The organism is Kribbella sp. CCNWLW201 (assembly GCF_037203805.1).
Classification (GTDB): Bacteria; Actinomycetota; Actinomycetes; order Propionibacteriales; family Kribbellaceae; genus Kribbella.
The window spans coordinates 411,755-428,751 of the sequence record NZ_JBBCBQ010000007.1; the positions used below are offsets into that span (position 1 = coordinate 411,755).

The following is a 16,997-nucleotide window of genomic DNA, read 5'->3' on the forward strand; positions in this document are numbered from 1 at the left end:
CTGGACAAAACATTGACCGGGTTAAGCTTTTGAAGGAGCGCGATGCGGGGGCTGGACGAAGAACGCGGGTACGCCGACCGCTGCCGGGAAGCCCTGGCCCGGATGGTCGCGGGCGCCCGGGAGAACGTGGTCGTCGGCGAGGACACCTGGGGCGATCGGTACACGGCCGAGCGCCTCGGCTACTACCTCAAGACCCTGGCCCGCGACCTGAGCGAGGAGGGCGACAACCCGCCGTTCTTCGGCCTCATCCGGTACGGCGACGACGCGACCGCCGGCGAACACCGCGGGCAGGGCTACTACCTCGGTCGCCGCCACATCTCTGACGCCATCGGCCGCCCTCCCCTGGTGATCGACTGGCGCGCACCGGTCTCGACCGCCTTCTACCGCGCCTCGGCCACGGATCACCGCGGCATCACCACTCGTCGCCGCTTCGGCTGGTCCGCCAACAAGCTCACCAGCTTCGAGGACGAGCACCTGCGGGCCGGCCAGGGATCGGGGCAGCGATCCGGCAAGAGCGACCTGGTCCGGCGCGAGATCGAGCGGGCCAGGGTCGGACCGATGCGGGACATCGTCGCGACCATCCAGCCCGAGCAGGACGAGGTGGTACGCACCGACCTCGAGGTGTCGGTCTGCGTGCAAGGTGCGCCCGGGACCGGGAAGACCGCGGTCGGCCTGCACCGGGCGGCGTACCTGCTCTATGCGCATCGGAGCCGCTTGCGGCGGAACGGCGTACTCGTGCTCGGGCCGAACAAGGCGTTCCTGCACTACATCTCCGCTGTCCTGCCGACGCTGGGTGAGGTCGATGTCGAGCAGACGACGATCGAGGAGCTGCTCGGCGGCGACAGGATCAAGGGGACGGACGAGCCGACTGCGGCTGCGGTCAAGCACGATCCGCGGATGGCCGACGTACTGCGGAACGCTGTCTATGCGCGGATCGGACGGCCTGAGGAAGCGGTCGTGGTCGCAGACGAGTCGTACAAGTGGCGGGTCAACCAGCATGAGTTCGAGGCGATGGTGACCGAGGCGCGGGCGGATGCCGCGACGTACCTGATCGGCCGGGAGCGGGTGATCTCGCGGATCGTCGCCGCACTGCAACGGCAGGCCGAGGCCCGCGGCCAGAACTGCAACGCTGCCTGGCTGCGCCGGATGACCCGCGCCGCCACCCCCGCGGTCGACGCTGTCTGGCCGAACGCCAAGGCCGACGAACTCCTGGCCGAGCTGCTGAGCAACCGCGATCTACTGACCGCCGCCGCCCGCGACATCCTCACCCCGGATGAGCAGGACGCCATCGCCTGGAAGCGCCCGCGCAAGGCAAAGTCCGCCCGCTGGACCGCCGCCGACGCGATCCTGCTGGACGAAGCCAGCGCCGTGCTCGAACGCGGCCCGACGTACGGCCATGTGATCGTCGACGAGGCCCAGGACCTCTCCCCCATGCAATGCCGCGCGGTCGCCCGCCGCAGCGAACACGGCTCCATCACGGTCCTCGGCGATCTGGCCCAAGGTACGACGCCCTGGGCCGCGCGAGGCTTGACCGACCAGCTCACCCACCTCGGCAAGCCACACGCTGAGCACATCGCCCTCACTACCGGCTACCGCGTCCCCGCGGACGTCGTCGCCCTAGCGAACCGCCTTCTCAGCAAGCTCCCTGTCGACGTCCCCGAGACGACGTCGTACCGCACCGACGGCCGACTGACCATCACTCGGGTCGACGACCTCACGGTCGCCTGCGTCGAGGCCGTACAGGCCGCGCTCGAGCAGGAAGGGTCGATCGGGGTGATCGCGGCGGACGAGTGGGCCGCGACTTTGGCGGATGGGTTGAAGGCGCAAGGGATCGAGGCCACACCGCCGGAGGACGACGGCCGGGTGGCCGTAGTCCCGGCGAGCCTGGCGAAGGGGCTCGAGTACGACCACGTCGTCGTGATCGAGCCGGCCGAGATCGTCGGAGCCGAGCCCAGGGGTCTCAACAGGCTGTATGTCGCGCTCACTCGCGCGGTGTCCCGGCTCGACGTCCTCCACGCCGAGGAGCTACCGCCCGAACTTCAGGACCAGGGTGCTCCCGGACCGCCCATCTGCTTGGCGTAGTCGGAGCCCCGGGTCAGCTCGCCCCGACGGACCGGCTTGTCGGTGAAGGCTGACGCGTAGATCGCCGCCGCAAGCTCGAGAGTGTTCCGGGCTTCCGCGAGCGGGACCGGCGCCGGCTCACCGGCCGTCAACGCATCCAGTACGGCGTTGAGCTGAGCGGTGTGCCCACTCGGAACCACAGGCAGGTCGGTCGACCATGCAGCCGCCACCGCGTCTTGTGAAGGCCCCGGCGTGATCGTCCAGTCCTCGTTCTTGTAGCCGTAGAGGTGTTCCAGCTCGACCGTCGCGTTCTCGTAGTCGAAGCGGAGCTGGGAGGTCTCCCGCGGCGAGACCAGCGAGTTGACGATCGACGCCACCGCGCCGTTCTCGAAGGTGACCAGCGCCATCGAGACGTCCTCGGTCTTGGTCGGCCGGGCCTGCCGGGCCGCGATCGCGGTCACCTTCTCCCACGGCCCCAGGATCGACAGCAGCAGGTCGAACTGGTGGATCCCGTGGCCCATCGTCGGACCGCCGCCCTCGACCTCGAAGGTCCCGCGCCACGGCATCGCGAAGTACTCGTCGTCCCGGTACCAGGTGGTGTTGCACAAGGCAACCAACGGCCGCCCCAGCACGCCGCCGCCCGCCAACTCCCGCAACCGCACCGCCCCGGAGCCGAACCGGTGCTGGAAGATGCACACAACCTGGGCGGACGACTCCCTCTCCGCGTCGAGCAGCGCGTCGAGCTCGTCCAGCGACAACGTCGGCGGCTTCTCCGTCAGGACGTTCACGTTCGACGCCAGGCACTCCGCGGCCAACGGGACGTGTGAGCTCGGCGGCGTACACAGGTGGACGAGATCGACGTCACCGGCCGCGAGCAGCTCGGTCAGGCTCGGGTACACCGCGGGGATGTCCCACTTGGTCGCGAACGCGTTCGCCCGGTCGACGTCGACGTCAACGGCACCGACGAGCTCGGCGCGGTCTGCACACGCCACCACCGCCCCGGCGTGCGCGTTGGCGATACCGCCGGTGCCGACGATCGCGATCCGGTACTTGCTGTCAGACATACAGCACCTTTCAAGAGGCTGAGTCGATTTCAGATGCCATAGGAGATGCGTACGTCGTCGACGTACGCACTGCCGTAGTTCGAACTGTTGGCGTAGAACGCGATCCCCGCCACCGCGGGCATGGCGGTGCGGAACGGCTGGCCGTCGCTGATCCGCGTGCCGTCGAGGTAGAGGTCGAACCGCTCGTTCACGGTGTCCACGACCAGCCGGACGTCGTACCAGCGACCGAGCTCGTACGACGCGACAGTCCGCGACGTCGAGCCCTCGTACGCGATGATGTTGCCCTTGTCGAACGCCAGGCTGACCGCCGCGCCACCGCTCGCGTTGTAGAGGTACGGCAGGCCGAACCAGTTGCTGCCCGACACGTACGGCTGATCGCGCATCACCCGAGCCTGCACTGTCACCAGCCCGCGCAGCGGAGTCGCGAACACCTGGGACACCCCGGTCCCGGCGGTGCCGCCGGTGTTCGCCGTACGGGTGAGCCGGACGCTCCGGTCCGACGCCGACGGAACCTCGACGACGTCCACCGCGTTGCCGGTCGAACTCACCGTCCAGCCACCACTGCCGTTCGGAAAGGCCCCGATCGGGAGGTCGTCGAACTCATGGACCTGCAGGTCCTCACGCGCCGAAGCCAACAAGAATGCGCCCGCGTCGGCGGCGGCCGCGGGCAAGACCGAGATGCCGGCCCGCTCCACAGCCTGCCGTCCTTCGAGTTCCGCCACGACGGTGTAGCCGCTCCCCATCGGCACGTCCGGCACCACGAATCCGCCGTCCGCACCCGACCGGGCCGAGCCGATGACCTCGCCGCCGGACCGCACGGTGACAACCGCACCTGCCAGCGCCGCCGCCCGCTGATCGAGCACCCGGCCGGCGATCGACCCATCGGTGTCCTGCAAGTCAATGGTCAGATCCTGCCGAGTGGTATCGCCACGGTGTACGACGACGGTCGCACTCCCGGCGTCATAGCCGTCCTTGCTCGCCCTGATCGCGGCAGCCGTCTCGAACGGCAGACCCTCGATCCGGTAGAACCCACCGGCCTGGGTCGACGCGCTGTAGATACGACCTGGCGTCTCGACCACCACGGCTGCCCCCTCCACCGGATGACCGAACTGATCGCGGACGAAGCCGTTGATCGACTCCCAGTTCTGCCGCTGCGGCGTCCGGTACTCGAAGGCGCCCAGGTCGGGCAGGCCGCGATAGAGCGCCGTACCGGCGTAGTCCCGGCCACCGTTGTCCGCGACCGCGACGCCCGTGCCGACCGCCACTGATCCCGAGCTTGGTACGAGCGCCAACGCCCGATCCAGCTGTGGCCCACTCGCCTCCGTGCCGTACGGCCCGGTCAGGGCAGCCGTGAAGAGCGGATCACCCAGCACCGGACGACCATCGGACTGCGGTACGACGAGGGACGCGCCGCCGTACAAGTTGTTGTCATAGGTGATCGTCGGACTCGTGGTGAGCGAGGCGTTGGCGCGGGTGGAGTAGAGGATGTTGTTGCGGATGTCGTACGTCGCGTTGAGCGAACTGCCGTACCCGTAGATCAGGTGGTCACTGCGATCGCTGTAGATCGTGTTGTTGTAGATCTTCGCCGTCGCCGCGCGGTCGGAGTGCAGGTAGATCTGGTAGCGCGAGTTCCGGGCGATGGTGTTGTACCGGATCACCGTGTCGCCGAACGAGAACTGGCAGATCAGGATCCCGTCGCCGTTGTGGTGGACGAAGTTGTACTGCACCAGGATCCGGGTGGTCGCCTTGTCCGGGTCGATCGCGTTCGAGTCCGCGCCGCCGGCCTTCTGCTGTGTCTCGTACACCTCGTTGTGCTGGATCACCACGTCGTCGGCGTAGTAGGCCTCGATGCCGGACGTCCCGGCGCGGTAGACCACGTTGCCCTCGACCAGGCCGCCGCGCAGGTCGGTCAGGTACATCCCGTTGCAGGCGTAGTCGCTGCCGTCCTGCTGAATGAAGTTGTTGCGGATGACCACGTTCGTGTGCGGGGTGAAGCGCGGGTCGGTCGCGTTCGCCCGCTCGCCCCAACCGGTCTTCACCGCGCCCTCGCTCGAGCCGGTGTGCTGTTTGACGACGATGCCGGCGAAGGACGTGCGCTTGACCGACGAGTTCTCGACCAGGATGTCGTTCAGGACCGTCGCCGTACCGGGTGCGGCGATATCGGCGACGGTGCCGCGGAAGACGATGCCGCCGGTGTTCTTCGAGCGGTCCCACCCGGTCTGGAAGGTGACGCCGGGCTTGTTGCCGGCCGCATCGCCGCCGATCCAGTTCACCTCGCCGGTGACGTCGTGGACGTCGACGCTGTCGATGACGAAGTGGCTCAGCGTGCCGCCGATGTCGCCGGCCACCTGGATGCCGCGCAGGTCGCGGAGGTTGGTGCCAGGCTCGCCGGTCAGCGGCCTGGTGTTGGTGACCTCGAGGTTCCGGATCTCCCAGTCGTGCTGGTTGAACAGGCGAACCGTCTCGGCGACCTCACCGGCGCCGTGGATCGCGGGCTTCGCGCCGGGGCCGTACTTGTCGATGGTGATCGGCCGGCGAGTCGCACCCGAGCCCTTCGGCCACAACTGACCGCCCCAGCTCTGGCCGGCGCGGAGCAGGATCTGGTCGCCCGGCTCGAAGGTGGTCTCGTTGACCTTCCGCAGGGTGCGCCAGGCGCGACCGGGCGACGTCCCCTTCGCGTCGTCGGAGCCGTGGACGGCATCGACGTAGTACTTGGTCCCGTCACCGGACTCCGTCGCTGCCGCACTGGCCGGCAGCAGCCCCACCCCGAGCAACACCACGCCCAACAGGGCGCGCCCTAGCCTCTTGCCCATCGGAAAGCCCTTTCCAAGACGTCTTCAGCATCCTGGAGGGATTTGCACCGATGTACAAGAGGCAGTCCGGCAGGTGACCGGATCCGGTCAGCTGATCTCTGCGTACGCCGCGATCAGGAGGCTGGGATCGGGAGCCTCGAGGATCGTCGGCTTGGCCAGGCCGTCGAGGACGACGAAGCGGAGCCGGTCGGCCCGGGTCTTCTTGTCCAGCTTCATCGCGTCCTGCAGGTGCGGCCAGGCGTCGGCGCGGTACGCGACCGGCAGCCCGAGCGATTCCAGTACGGCGCGATGCCGGTCAGCGGTCGCGTCGTCGAGCCGGCCGGCCGCCCGGGCCAGTTCGGCGACGAACACCATGCCGATGCTGATCGCGGCGCCGTGCCGCCACTTGTACCGCTCGACCCGCTCGATCGCGTGGCCGAGCGTGTGCCCGTAATTCAGCGCTTCCCGGCCGATCGCTCCCCCGGCCGTGGTGGTCCGCTCACGCAGGTCCGCGCCGACCGTGTCCGCCTTCACCTGGATCGCGCGCGCAATCAGTTCCTCGGTCGCGTCGTACGCCGGGCTCGACGCGCCGGCCGGGTCCTTCTCGACCAGGTCGAGGATCACCGGGTCCGCGATGAACCCACACTTCACGACCTCGGCGAGACCGCTCACGTAGTCGTTGCGCGGCAGCGTCTCCAGCGCGGCGAGGTCGCACAGCACCCCGGCCGGCTCCCAGAACGCGCCGACCAGGTTCTTCCCCTCGGCCGTGTTGATCCCGGTCTTCCCGCCGACCGCGGCGTCGACCATCCCGAGCAACGTCGTCGGAATGTGGACCACGCGAACCCCGCGCAACCAGGTCGCGGCGACGAAGCCGGCCAGGTCGGTCGTGGTCCCGCCGCCGACACTCACGATCGCGTCCGAGCGGGTGAACCCGGCCTGCCCGAGCACCGACCAGCAGTAAGCCAGCACCTCTGCGGTCTTGGCCTCCTCCGCGTCCGGGATCTCGATCGCGTGCGCGGTGTAGCCGCTCGCGGTGAGGTCGTCGCGGATCGCGTCGCCGCTGCTCCGCAACGCCCGCGGATGAATGACAGCGACCCGCTGGACACCGTCACCGACCAGCCCGGGCAGCTCCCCGAGCAGGTTGTTGCCAATGACAACGTCGTACGGCGCCGCCGCGGCAACCCTGATCCGCGTCGGTTCACTCATCCGAGGTGCTCCAGGATCTCGTCGGCGATCTGGTCGGGGGTCTTGTCGTCCGTGGTCACGGTCAGCTTGGCGGCCTCGACGTACAGCGGACGGCGCGCCTCCATCAGGTTGCGCAACTGGGTCCGGACGTTGCCGAGCAGCAACGGCCGGGCGACGCCGAGGCCGACCCGCTTGGCCGCTTCGCCCAGCGACACGTCCAGGAAGACGACGTTGTGGCCGGCCAGGTCCGCGCGCGTGTCCGGGTCGAGGATCGCGCCGCCGCCGAGCGACAGCACCTCGCCGTCATCCTTCAGCGCCGCGGCGATCGCGGCCCGCTCGAGGGCGCGGAAGTGCTGCTCGCCCTCATCGACGAAGATGTCGGAGATCGGCTTGCCGGCCTGCGCCTCGATGTCGGTGTCGGTGTCGCGGTGCTTGGCCTGCAGCCGCTCGGCCAGCAATGCGGCGATGGTCGACTTGCCCGAGCCGGGCGGACCGATCAGAACAACGACCGGGCTCACTGGTCTGCCCACTCCCGCGGTGTGATGGTGGACGGCAGGTTCGCCAGGTACGACTTGTGGTTGCGCGAAGTCTCCGCGACCGAATCGCCGCCGAACTTCTCCAGCGACACCTCGGCCAGCACCAGCGCCACCATCGCCTCGGCCACGATGCCCGCGGCCGGTACGGCGCACACGTCGGACCGCTGGTGATGCGCCGCGGCCGCCTCGCCGGTGGTGGTGTCGATCGTGCGCAGCGCCCGCGGCACGGTCGCGATCGGCTTCATCGCCGCCCGCACCCGCAGCGTCTCGCCCGTGCTCATCCCGCCCTCGGTGCCACCGGAACGGCCGCCGGTCCGCCGGACCACGCCGTCCTGGGCGACGATCTCGTCGTGCGCCTGCGATCCCGGCGTCCGGGCCAGCTCGAACCCGTCGCCGAGCTCGACACCCTTGATCGCCTGGATGCCCATCAGCGCACCGGCCAGCTTGGAGTCGAGCCGCCGGTCCCAGTGCACGTAGCTGCCGAGGCCCGGCGGGAGGCCGTCCACGACCACCTCGACCACACCGCCGAGCGTGTCACCGGCCTTCTGCGCGGTGTCGATCTCGGCCACCATCGCCTTGCTCGCGTCCGCGTCCAGGCAGCGCACCGGGTCCGCGTCCAGCTTCGCGACATCGTCGTACGACGGGATGACGCCGTACGGCGCCTTGACCGTGCCGAGCTCGACCACGTGGCTGACGATCGTCACGCCGTACGCCTGCCGGAGGAAGCGGGCGGCGACCTCGCCGAGCGCGACCCGGGCGGCGGTCTCGCGGGCGCTGGCCCGCTCGAGCACCGGGCGGGCCTCGTCGAAGCCGTACTTCTGCATGCCGGCCAGGTCCGCGTGACCGGGGCGCGGGCGGGTCAGCGGCGCGTTCCGGGCCAGGTCGGCCAGCGTCGCCGGGTCGACCGGATCGGCGGACATCACCTGCTCCCACTTCGGCCACTCGGTGTTGCCGACCTGGATCGCGACCGGGCTGCCCAGCGAGAGGCCGTGCCGGAACCCGCCGACGAACGTCACCTCGTCCCGCTCGAACTTCATCCGGGCGCCGCGGCCGTACCCCAGCCGACGACGAGCGAGGGCGTCGGCCACGTCGTTCGTGGTGACCTGGACGCCTGCGGGAAGACCTTCGAGTACGGCGACGAGCGCTTGTCCGTGCGACTCGCCGGCGGTGAGCCAGCGCAGCATGCCCCGATTCTTCCACGCGCCACACAACGCCTTGACCCCGGTCTCACCGGTCCCCGAACGGGTTGAGCAGCCGCACGCCGGTCGGCTCCACGTCCGCGGTGTTCCGGGTGACCAGAGTCCAGTCATGAACCAGCGCGGTAGCCGCAAGTAACCCATCCACCAACGGCAGCGGAGAACCGGCGTTCAGCCTGCCCCACAGCTCGGCGATCTCCACCGTCACGGGAACGATCCGGTCGGCGTAGCCCGCGACGAGCCGCTGACTCCAACTCTCGATCACCGCGGCCTGCGCCGGGTCCCGGTTCTCCAACCGCTCGATCCCCTGCCGGATCTCGCCCACCACCACCACACTCAGATACAGCTCACTGGACCTCACCGACCCGATCCAGCCAGAGGCGCCGGTATCCGGGGCCTTCCGCCTGAACTCCGACACCACGTTGGTGTCGAGCAGGTAGCTCACTCGAACTCGACCTGCCGCACTGGAGTGTCCGAGCGCTCGATCTCGAGCACGCTCAGGTCAGGAGCCGCGGCCAGAAAATCCTTGAAATCCACCAGTTCCTCCCCGACCATCCGCCGGTAGTCCACGATGTCCAGCACGACGGCGACCTGCCGGCCGTGCTTCGTCACGAACTGGGGACCGTCCGCCTGAACAGCCCGGATCAGCTCGCTGAAGTGTTGTTTCGCCTCTTGTAGCTGCCACTGTCCCGCGACCGTCATCACTCATCACCTCGGAAACAGTCTAGACAGACTAGACAGAATTAGCCAGGCCACGCCACTCTGCCATCTGGTGACCGAGCGGGGGCTGGAGAAGCCGCAGGTCTACTTCTGTGGCTACTGGCGCCGCATGCACGCCTGAGCGGTGTCGGAGGAGAGCGCGTCCCGGAAGGACAGGACGACGTCGAACGTCTTGCCGAGTGCCGAGTCCTCACAACCCGTCGAGCCCCGCGCGGCCTGACCGCCGGCGATCGCGGCGCCCGCGAGGGCGAGAGTGACAAGGCCCGCCACGGTCGTACGGCGGATTGCGCTGGTCATCAGGCGGCTCCTTTCGATCTATCAACGACCGTAGAAGTTCGAGGCTCCGCGGGAACTGGCGCAGGAACCCGTCTTCGGGGTAGCGCTGACACCACCATCGATAGGGTTTGCGGCATGACGAGGGCTGCGGAGGAGACCTGGCGGGCGCGGATTCGCGGCTGCCTGCTCGGTGGAGCGATCGGCGACGCGCTCGGCGGTCCGGTCGAGTTCGACAGCGGCCGGTCGATCGTTGCCGTGCACCCCGATCGGCTGCGGACGTTTGTGTCCGGGTCGGCCGGCTGGCCGCCGGGAACGATCACCGACGACACCCAGATGACGCTGTTCACGGTCGAAGGGCTGATCCGCGCCGGGGTGCGGACCGATCGCGGGATCGGGTTCACGGTGGCGGTCGTGCACCACGCGTACGACCGCTGGCTGGACACGCAGACCCTGCAGGCTCCGAGTGGTGAGCGCGACGGCTGGCTGCAGGCCGAGCAGTGGCTGTACGCACGGCGCGCGCCCGGCAACACGTGCCTCACTGCGTTGTCGGAAGCCCGTCAGGGCGGTGACAGGATCCCGCAGTTCGGTGGGCAGGCGGTCAACGACTCCAAGGGCTGTGGTGGGGTCATGCGCGTCGCCCCGTTCGGGCTGCTGCCGGCGAAGTGGTTCGACACCGAGTGGGTCTTCAACGCGGCGGCCGACGCAGCGGGCTACACGCACGGTCACCCGACCGGCAAACTCGCCTCGGGCGCGCTGGCCGTGATCATCCGCGAGATCTGTGGTGGCGCCGACCTCGACAAGGCATTGGACACAGCTGCTGCAATGCTCGCCGAGCGCCCGGACCACGCGGAGACGAGTAAGGCACTGGCCGCCGCGCGCCAACTCGCTGCCAGCGCGCCGGGCCACGGACCGGTCACTGTGGAGCAGCTGGGTGGTGGCTGGGTCGCGGAAGAGGCGCTGGCCATCGCTGTGTACGCAGCACTCGCCTACCCGGCTCCAGAGCAGTTCCTCGACGCACTGGCGCTGTCAGTCACCCACTCTGGTGACAGCGACTCCACCGGCGCCATCTGCGGCAACATCCTGGGTGCCCTCCACGGTGAGACGGCTCTACCCGCAGAGCTCGTCTTCACCGTCGAGGGCCGACGCGTCATCCTCCAACTGGCCGACGACTTCGCTCTGGAGTTCACCACGCCTGCCCGCCTCCACGGCGACTACGGCCCCCACACCACCTGGAGCACTCGCTACCCCGGCTGGTGAGCCTGGATGGACAGCTTGTGCTGGAACACGTTGCGCGGGTCCCGGCCGACGAAGGCACGACGATGAGCGGACCGGACCTCCACCACTCACCAACCCTCGCCGATAGCCGATCCGAGCCCGTGGCTGAGCGCGAGCGGTGTGGGTTGTGTGCGGTTGGTGAGTGGCGGAGAGCATCGGGGGAACGACTGCGTCCCCTAGCCGACGTACAAGCGCGCGAGTGATCCACCGAGTGCGACGCCGGCCAGGGCGCCGATCAGCATGAACGGGCCGAACGGGACCATCTGCTTGCGCGTCATCACTCTCGCCACGATCAGCGCGATCCCCACGATCGCGCCGAGGAAGAAACCGCCGTACAGACCGCTGATGAACTCACCCCAGCCCAGCCAGCCGAGCGCGAGCCCGAGCAACCCCGACAGCCGGACGTCACCGAAGCCCACACCCCGCGGAAACACGAACCACAGCACGTAGAACACCGCGAACCCGATCACGGCCGCCAGCACCGCACGGCGGAGCGACCCCCACTCCCCCGACACCACGGCCGCACCGAGTAGCGCGAGTCCGATCACCAAGTACGACGGCCAGATGATCGCCGACGGCAAGTACCGCGTCCGCGCATCGATGTACCCGAGCACGGCACCCGACACGGCCAGCAGCAACCACGCCACCAGCACCGGGGTTGTCCCGAGCATCCAACCGATCAGGCCGCCGGACACCGCCGCGAGTAGACCACACCAGTACGCGGCCCGCCGCCCGGCCAGGTCGGCGTACGGGATCTTGACCTCGCCTTCCTCCAGCGTGGGCTCGGGGATGCGCCGCATCAGCCAAGGGCCGATCAGGTACGCCGCAGGTCCGCAGAAGGCCACACCGGCCCCTGCGGCAAGCAACGCGTTGTCAGCCGGCACGATCCTGGAGCCTAGACGATGGTGGCCGACCGGCGGGCCAGAATCCTCGCGATGACCGCCGCGCCGACGCCCAGCAGCAGTACGCCGCCGAACAGCACCCCGAGCGTGCTCCAGAAACCGTCGTTGCGGGTGACGTACTCGATCCGCTGGTACTCGTCGTCGGTCGCGGACCGCTCGAACGTGAAGTCGTCGGTGATCCGGCTCGGGTCGGTATAGGTGGCCGAGTACGCCGTCAGGAAGTAGGCCGGCGCGGTCACGGTCGGGTCGCCGGCGATCGCGACCGCGTCCGCGTCATCCTTGACACGTCCCGCGTACAGCAGCTCCGGCGTCACGTCCGGGTCCGGCAGCTTGGTCGCGTCGACCCGATGCGCGGCGGCGACGTACACGGTGACCGTCTGCTGGGTCGTGGCGCCCTTGCTGAGCCGCATCGGGTAGACGATCCGATCCGACGCGAACGTCAGCCGCAACGGCGGTGTCGCCCCGCTCATGCGCTCGCCCGGCTGCTTCGGTGCGAGCTTCACCGCGACGATCTCCCAGTCCTCCGACAGGTACGGCGTGAGGTTCTCGGCCAGCGTGGCCGGTACGACGTATCCGTTCGTACTCAGCCAATCGGTCACCGCGGACCCGCTCGTCCCCTCGAGTCGCGCGACCTGGAACGGCCCGAGCACCATCTGCTCCCGCACGTTCACGCCGCCACCGGCCGCCGTGGGGGCGCCGGCCGAGTCACGACCGCTGCCCATGATGCCGAGGTCCCGGAACGGCCAGTAGGTCTTGCGGACGACGATCTTCGGCCGGGTCATCCGGTTCAACCGGTCGAACACTCCGGTCTCGCCGAGCTCGACCTTGGCCGCGGCCGGCACCGGCATGATCCAGGCCGCCTTCTTCGACGAGCCGTTGATCGCCATCGACAACGTGATCTGCTCAGTGCCGCCGCCGTACCGGACCAGCGCGTTCTCGCCGTACGCCCGGGCCTGAGAATCGGCGTCCGGCAGGTAGCCGCCGCAGGCGCACGCCCAGGCAGGTGTCACCCCGGCCGCCACGAACCCCAGAGCCAACACACCGGCAACGACCCGCCAAAGCTTCACGGCCGAAGACTAGCTAGACAAGGGTGTACGCGGTGTGGAAGAAGTTGGCCGGGTCGTACTTCTTCTTGACCACGCGCAGCCGGGCCAGGCTGGTGCCGTAGTACGTGCTGACCGAGCGGCCGGTCTCGACGTAGTTCACGTAGCCGCCGGCCGAGTACTTCCGGACTGCGCGGTGCCCGTTGGTGACGAAGGTCTGCGCGACCCGGAGCTGCGCCGACGACGGGTGCGCGGCCAGGCCGGAGTACCACTGGACCACCCCGAGCGCCGTCCGCCACGGCCAGGACGCGCCACCGGCCGGCTGCTTCGCCGCCTGCCCACCGAGCGGATCGATGATCGCCGACGCCGGCGTCTTCGCCCGCGCCGCCGTCTTCACCGCCCCGAGCAGCGCGGTGATCGTGGCCGCGTCCATCGGACCCCGCAGTACGTCGGAACCCGCCAGGAACCCGGTCCGCGGGCTGGTCGTGCCGCCGCCGAGATACCGGACCGCCTCCATGTGCGTCTTCACCGTGATCGAACGCGCCGAGGCCCGGGAGCCGACGAACGACTCCAGTTGCGCGGCCGCGGCCGCCGCGTTGCCGGTGGTCGAGATCCCGAGCACGTGGATCGACAGCGTTCCGTTGCTGCGGGCATCGATGTGCAGGTTGCCCCAGGACGTGATCGGCGCCGACTGGGCGAACTTCTGCCAGCCGCGGACGACCGCCGCCGCCTTCGACTCCGGCCAGGTCAGCCGGAAGAACCCGAGCTTCGTCGCCGGGATGGTGGCGAACCGGAACGAGGTCACCACACCAAGGTTCCCGCCGCCGCTGCCCCGCAATGCCCAGAACAGGTCGGAGTCGACCGTCGTACTGACGTTCCGGGCGACGCCGTCGGCCGTGATCACGCCCATCGAGAGGATCCGGTCGCAGGTCAGCCCGAAGGCCCGGGTGTGGATCCCCATGCCGCCACCCAGGGAGAGTCCGGCGACACCGACCGTCGGACAGGTGCCCGTCGGCAGCGAGCGCCCGTACTTGTCCAGGAAGGCGTGGACGTCGTACAGCCGTGCTCCGGCTCCGACGGTGAGCACGCCGTTCGAGTAGCTCATGCCGCGGATCGCGCCGAGGTCGACCATCAGGCCCTTGCTGATCGTGGACGCACCGACGTACGAGTGGCCACCGCTCTTCGGGACCATCACCAGCTTGTTGACCCGGGCGAAGTTGATCGCCTTCTGGACATCCGTGGCGTTGGCGGCCTTGACCACAGCGGCCGGCTGGACCGAGTCCCATCGCGGGTTGAAGAGCTGGTGCGCGGCCGGATAGCCGGACGTCGACGGCATGAACAGCCGACCGCTGAGGGAACGCGAGAAGCTGTTCCAGTTGGGTGCGGCGGCACTGGCGGTCTTGGTGTCGGAGCAGCTGGTCAGCGCGACGGCGGCAACAGCGCCGCCGGCTTTCAGTAACGTACGGCGGTCAAGCTGGCTCACGATCGTCGAGCTCCTCACGCGCGGCGGCCCTCATGGCCGCCAGTGGCGCGGGCGACCTACCCGTCATCATCTCGACCTGGAGGGTCGCCTGATGTACGAGCAGATCAAGGCCGTTCAACAGTTCTGTACCGATCCGGTGTGCCGCGATCGCCAGCCCGGTCGGCCATGGGTGGTACGCCACGTCGAACACCACCGGCGCGACCGCCGCGAAATGCTCGGCCCACGGGTCGACCGCACCACCGGGCAAGGTCGAGATGCACAGGTCGAACCCGCCGATCGCCTCGACCTGCGAGAAGTCCGCAACCGACGTCTTCAGCCCCAGCTCGGCGGCCAAGTCGAGCAGCCGCTCCGCTTTGGACAGATCCCGTACGACGAGGGTCACCTCGGTGACCCTCAGTCCGCGCAACGCGGCCAGCGTGGACGCGGCGGTCGCCCCGCCGCCCAGCACCACGGCCGAGTCGGCAGCGGTGATCCCCCGCTCGGCGAAGGCGTTCACCAGCCCCGGTACGTCGGTGTTGTGCGCCGACCGTGATCCATCCGGCTCGAACAGCATCGTGTTCGCCGCACCGATCAGCTCCGCGACCGGGTCGACGGTGTCGACCAGGTCGAGCGCGACCCGCTTCAGCGGCATCGTCAGCGACAGTCCGCGGACGTCGTCACCGAGCGAGGCGACGAATCCGCGCAACTCGTCCTCGCCGACCTCGAAAGCGTCGTACTGCCAGTCCAAGCCGAGTGCGGCGTACGCGGCCCGATGCATCGCCGGCGACAACGAGTGCGCAATCGGCGAACCGAGAACAGCACAACGGGTCAACTCAGCACCGTCCCTTGTGGGCGGCACACCACGCTTGCAGCTTCTTCACGTTGGCCAGGTGCTCGTCCGACGTGGTCGCGAACGCGGTCTCGCCGGTGTCGAGGTTGATCAGGGTGAAGTACAGCCACGACCCCTGGGCCGGGTTGAGCGCCGCCCGCAGCGTGTCCTTGGTCGGCGAGTTGATCGGCGTCGGCGGCAGGCCCTTGACCTTGTAGGTGTTGTACGGCGAGTCCATGTCGCGCTGCTCCGGCGTGGTGAACACCCCACCGTCCCGGCCGACCACGTAGTGGATGGTCGAGTCCATCTGCAGCCGCATCCCGACCCGCATCCGGTTGTAGATCACCCGGGACACCTTGGCGTAGTCCTGCGGCCGGTTCGTCTCGGCGCCGATGATGCTGGCCACGATCACCGCCTGGTACGGGTCCAGCTTCTTGCGCTGCGCGGTCTTGGCCAGGTCCAGCTCGGCCGCGGTCTTCGCGTACTTGGCCGTCATCAGCTTGAGCATCGTGTACGCCGTCGCACCCTTCGGCACGTCGTACGTACCCGGGTACAGGAAGCCCTCGGCGTTGTTGCGCGCGTACGGCGGCAGACCGAGCGAGGCCGGCTTGGCCAGCGCGGCCGCGGCAGAGCCGGCCGGCAGCTTGAGCTTCGACTTCTGCAGCGTCTCGCTGACCTCGGCCTTGGTCAGGCCGGCCCGGAAGCTGATCCGGGTGACCAGGATCGACTTGGCCGTGTCCAGCATCAGCTCGAGCGCGGCCTTGGCCGACATCTCCTTCTTCAGCGTGTAGGTGCCGGCCTGGATCTGGCGCGACCGCGGGTCGTCCCGGGCCACCCGCTCGAACGCCCGGGCGCTCTTCACCACGCCCTTCTTCTCCAGCGTGTCCGCGATCGCCTGCGAGCTCTGCCCCTGGGTGATCTCGACCACGACCGTGCCGGTGCCGGCGCCCTCGAAGTCGGGTGCGGCGAACATCTGCTCGATCGCGTCCCGGCCCTTGCCGAAGCCGATCACGGCCCCGGCCACCAGGGCGCCGACGACGACCAGCGAGATCAGGCCGGCGAAGCAGCCGAACCCGCGCCGGGCGCGGGCCTTGCGGCGGTTCGCCCGGCGCTCGACCCGGCTCTCCGGCCGCAGCCCGAGACCGGTGCCGAGATCGTCGCCGTCGGTCACGTCTTCTTCCAGCGATGTTCTGTTCACAGGGGCCTCCCGGGTGGGTTCCCAGTCTCGCGCTCGACATCGAGAGCGTGTTGCAGAATCACGACCGCCGCGGCCTGGTCGACCACGGCCCGCCGCTTGGAGCCCTTCTTTCCCCGTTCCCGCAGCATCCGCTCGGCGGTGACCGTGGTGAACCGCTCGTCCACCAGCCGCACCGCCGTCCCCGAGTTGCCCTCCTGCACTTTCGTGCGCACGAGTTCCGCCGTGGCCCGGATCTTCACCGCGGCCGGACCCTCGCCCCCGGACAGCGAGCGCGGCAGACCGACCACGATCTCGACCGCCTCGAACTCGGCGGCGAGTGCGGCGATCCTATCCAGATCACCGGGCCCCCGGCGGATCGTCTCCACCGGGGTGGCCAGGATTCCGTGCGGGTCGCTGCTGGCGACGCCGATCCGGACGTCGCCGATGTCCAGGGCGAGCCGCACGCCGGGTCTCATCGG

16 protein-coding genes are annotated in these 16,997 nt (G+C 69.2%); 2 read left to right on the forward strand and 14 right to left on the reverse strand.

All coding sequences use genetic code 11. The features are described 5' to 3' along the window. The first annotated feature begins 42 nt into the window (after positions 1–42). Positions 43–2,082, forward strand: coding sequence for a HelD family protein (locus V9K99_RS28155; RefSeq protein WP_337006853.1), 2,040 nt, complete (start codon positions 43–45; stop codon positions 2,080–2,082). Here V9K99_RS28155 and V9K99_RS28160 read toward each other — a convergent pair. From V9K99_RS28160 to V9K99_RS28195, 8 genes are all read right to left on the reverse strand, one after another. Further along, positions 2,040–3,125, reverse strand: coding sequence for a Gfo/Idh/MocA family protein (locus V9K99_RS28160; protein WP_337006855.1), 1,086 nt, complete (start codon positions 3,123–3,125; stop codon positions 2,040–2,042). The genes V9K99_RS28155 and V9K99_RS28160 overlap by 43 nt on opposite strands. A gap of 29 nt (positions 3,126–3,154) precedes the next feature. Next, entirely contained in the window at positions 3,155–5,938 is a 2,784-nt protein-coding gene (locus tag V9K99_RS28165) for a carboxypeptidase regulatory-like domain-containing protein (RefSeq protein WP_337006857.1), read from the reverse strand. Between the two features lie 87 nt (positions 5,939–6,025). Then, the gene (aroB, locus tag V9K99_RS28170; RefSeq protein WP_337006859.1) at positions 6,026–7,123 is read right to left on the reverse strand and encodes a 3-dehydroquinate synthase; all 1,098 of its coding nucleotides are present in this window, start codon (positions 7,121–7,123) and stop codon (positions 6,026–6,028) included. After that, positions 7,120–7,620, reverse strand: a complete 501-nt coding sequence (locus V9K99_RS28175) for a shikimate kinase (protein ID WP_337006861.1) — start codon at positions 7,618–7,620, stop codon at positions 7,120–7,122. Before V9K99_RS28175 ends, aroB begins: the two co-directional genes overlap by 4 nt. Beyond that, entirely contained in the window at positions 7,617–8,822 is a 1,206-nt protein-coding gene (aroC, locus tag V9K99_RS28180; RefSeq protein ID WP_337006863.1) for a chorismate synthase, read from the reverse strand. Before aroC ends, V9K99_RS28175 begins: the two co-directional genes overlap by 4 nt. 43 nt (positions 8,823–8,865) lie before the next feature. Further along, the gene (locus tag V9K99_RS28185; protein WP_337006865.1) at positions 8,866–9,279 is read right to left on the reverse strand and encodes a type II toxin-antitoxin system VapC family toxin; all 414 of its coding nucleotides are present in this window, start codon (positions 9,277–9,279) and stop codon (positions 8,866–8,868) included. Then, complete coding sequence (locus V9K99_RS28190) at positions 9,276–9,536, reverse strand: type II toxin-antitoxin system Phd/YefM family antitoxin (protein WP_337006867.1); 261 nt, start codon at positions 9,534–9,536, stop codon at positions 9,276–9,278. Before V9K99_RS28190 ends, V9K99_RS28185 begins: the two co-directional genes overlap by 4 nt. A gap of 114 nt (positions 9,537–9,650) precedes the next feature. Further along, entirely contained in the window at positions 9,651–9,851 is a 201-nt protein-coding gene (locus V9K99_RS28195; protein WP_337006869.1) for a hypothetical protein, read from the reverse strand. 114 nt (positions 9,852–9,965) lie between these two features. Between V9K99_RS28195 and V9K99_RS28200 the strand changes: the two genes are divergently transcribed. Beyond that, complete coding sequence (locus V9K99_RS28200) at positions 9,966–11,087, forward strand: ADP-ribosylglycohydrolase family protein (protein WP_337006871.1); 1,122 nt, start codon at positions 9,966–9,968, stop codon at positions 11,085–11,087. A gap of 194 nt (positions 11,088–11,281) precedes the next feature. Here the strand turns inward: V9K99_RS28200 and V9K99_RS28205 are convergent, their stop codons facing one another. Genes V9K99_RS28205 through ruvX form a run of 6 tightly spaced genes read right to left on the reverse strand, consistent with a single transcriptional unit; the run spans position 11,282 to position 16,994 of the window. Beyond that, complete coding sequence (locus tag V9K99_RS28205; RefSeq protein WP_337006873.1) at positions 11,282–11,989, reverse strand: A24 family peptidase; 708 nt, start codon at positions 11,987–11,989, stop codon at positions 11,282–11,284. Positions 11,990–12,000: 11 nt separating this feature from the next. Further along, entirely contained in the window at positions 12,001–13,074 is a 1,074-nt protein-coding gene (locus V9K99_RS28210; RefSeq protein WP_337006875.1) for a DUF2330 domain-containing protein, read from the reverse strand. A gap of 13 nt (positions 13,075–13,087) precedes the next feature. Next, entirely contained in the window at positions 13,088–14,533 is a 1,446-nt protein-coding gene (locus tag V9K99_RS28215; RefSeq protein WP_337006877.1) for an FAD-binding oxidoreductase, read from the reverse strand. Continuing rightward, positions 14,520–15,344, reverse strand: a complete 825-nt coding sequence (locus tag V9K99_RS28220) for a shikimate dehydrogenase (RefSeq protein WP_337006879.1) — start codon at positions 15,342–15,344, stop codon at positions 14,520–14,522. Before V9K99_RS28220 ends, V9K99_RS28215 begins: the two co-directional genes overlap by 14 nt. 1 nt (position 15,345) lies before the next feature. Then, entirely contained in the window at positions 15,346–16,539 is a 1,194-nt protein-coding gene (gene mltG, locus V9K99_RS28225) for an endolytic transglycosylase MltG (RefSeq protein WP_337006881.1), read from the reverse strand. Next, on the reverse strand, positions 16,536–16,994 hold the full coding sequence (gene ruvX / locus V9K99_RS28230) for a Holliday junction resolvase RuvX (RefSeq protein ID WP_337006883.1): 459 nt from the start codon (positions 16,992–16,994) through the stop codon (positions 16,536–16,538). Before ruvX ends, mltG begins: the two co-directional genes overlap by 4 nt. Between the last annotated feature and the right edge of the window lie 3 nt (positions 16,995–16,997).

Excerpts from the sequence above, each read along its gene's own strand:
- V9K99_RS28155 (WP_337006853.1), top strand. The coding sequence starts at position 43 with ATGCGGGGGCTGGACGAAGAACGCGGGTACGCCGACCGCTGCCGGGAA.
- V9K99_RS28160 (WP_337006855.1), bottom strand. The coding sequence starts at position 3,125 with ATGTCTGACAGCAAGTACCGGATCGCGATCGTCGGCACCGGCGGTATC.
- V9K99_RS28165 (WP_337006857.1), bottom strand. The coding sequence starts at position 5,938 with ATGGGCAAGAGGCTAGGGCGCGCCCTGTTGGGCGTGGTGTTGCTCGGG.
- aroB (WP_337006859.1), bottom strand. The coding sequence starts at position 7,123 with ATGAGTGAACCGACGCGGATCAGGGTTGCCGCGGCGGCGCCGTACGAC.
- aroC (WP_337006863.1), bottom strand. The coding sequence starts at position 8,822 with ATGCTGCGCTGGCTCACCGCCGGCGAGTCGCACGGACAAGCGCTCGTC.
- V9K99_RS28190 (WP_337006867.1), bottom strand. The coding sequence starts at position 9,536 with ATGACGGTCGCGGGACAGTGGCAGCTACAAGAGGCGAAACAACACTTC.
- V9K99_RS28195 (WP_337006869.1), bottom strand. The coding sequence starts at position 9,851 with ATGACCAGCGCAATCCGCCGTACGACCGTGGCGGGCCTTGTCACTCTC.
- V9K99_RS28200 (WP_337006871.1), top strand. The coding sequence starts at position 9,966 with ATGACGAGGGCTGCGGAGGAGACCTGGCGGGCGCGGATTCGCGGCTGC.
- ruvX (WP_337006883.1), bottom strand. The coding sequence starts at position 16,994 with ATGAGACCCGGCGTGCGGCTCGCCCTGGACATCGGCGACGTCCGGATC.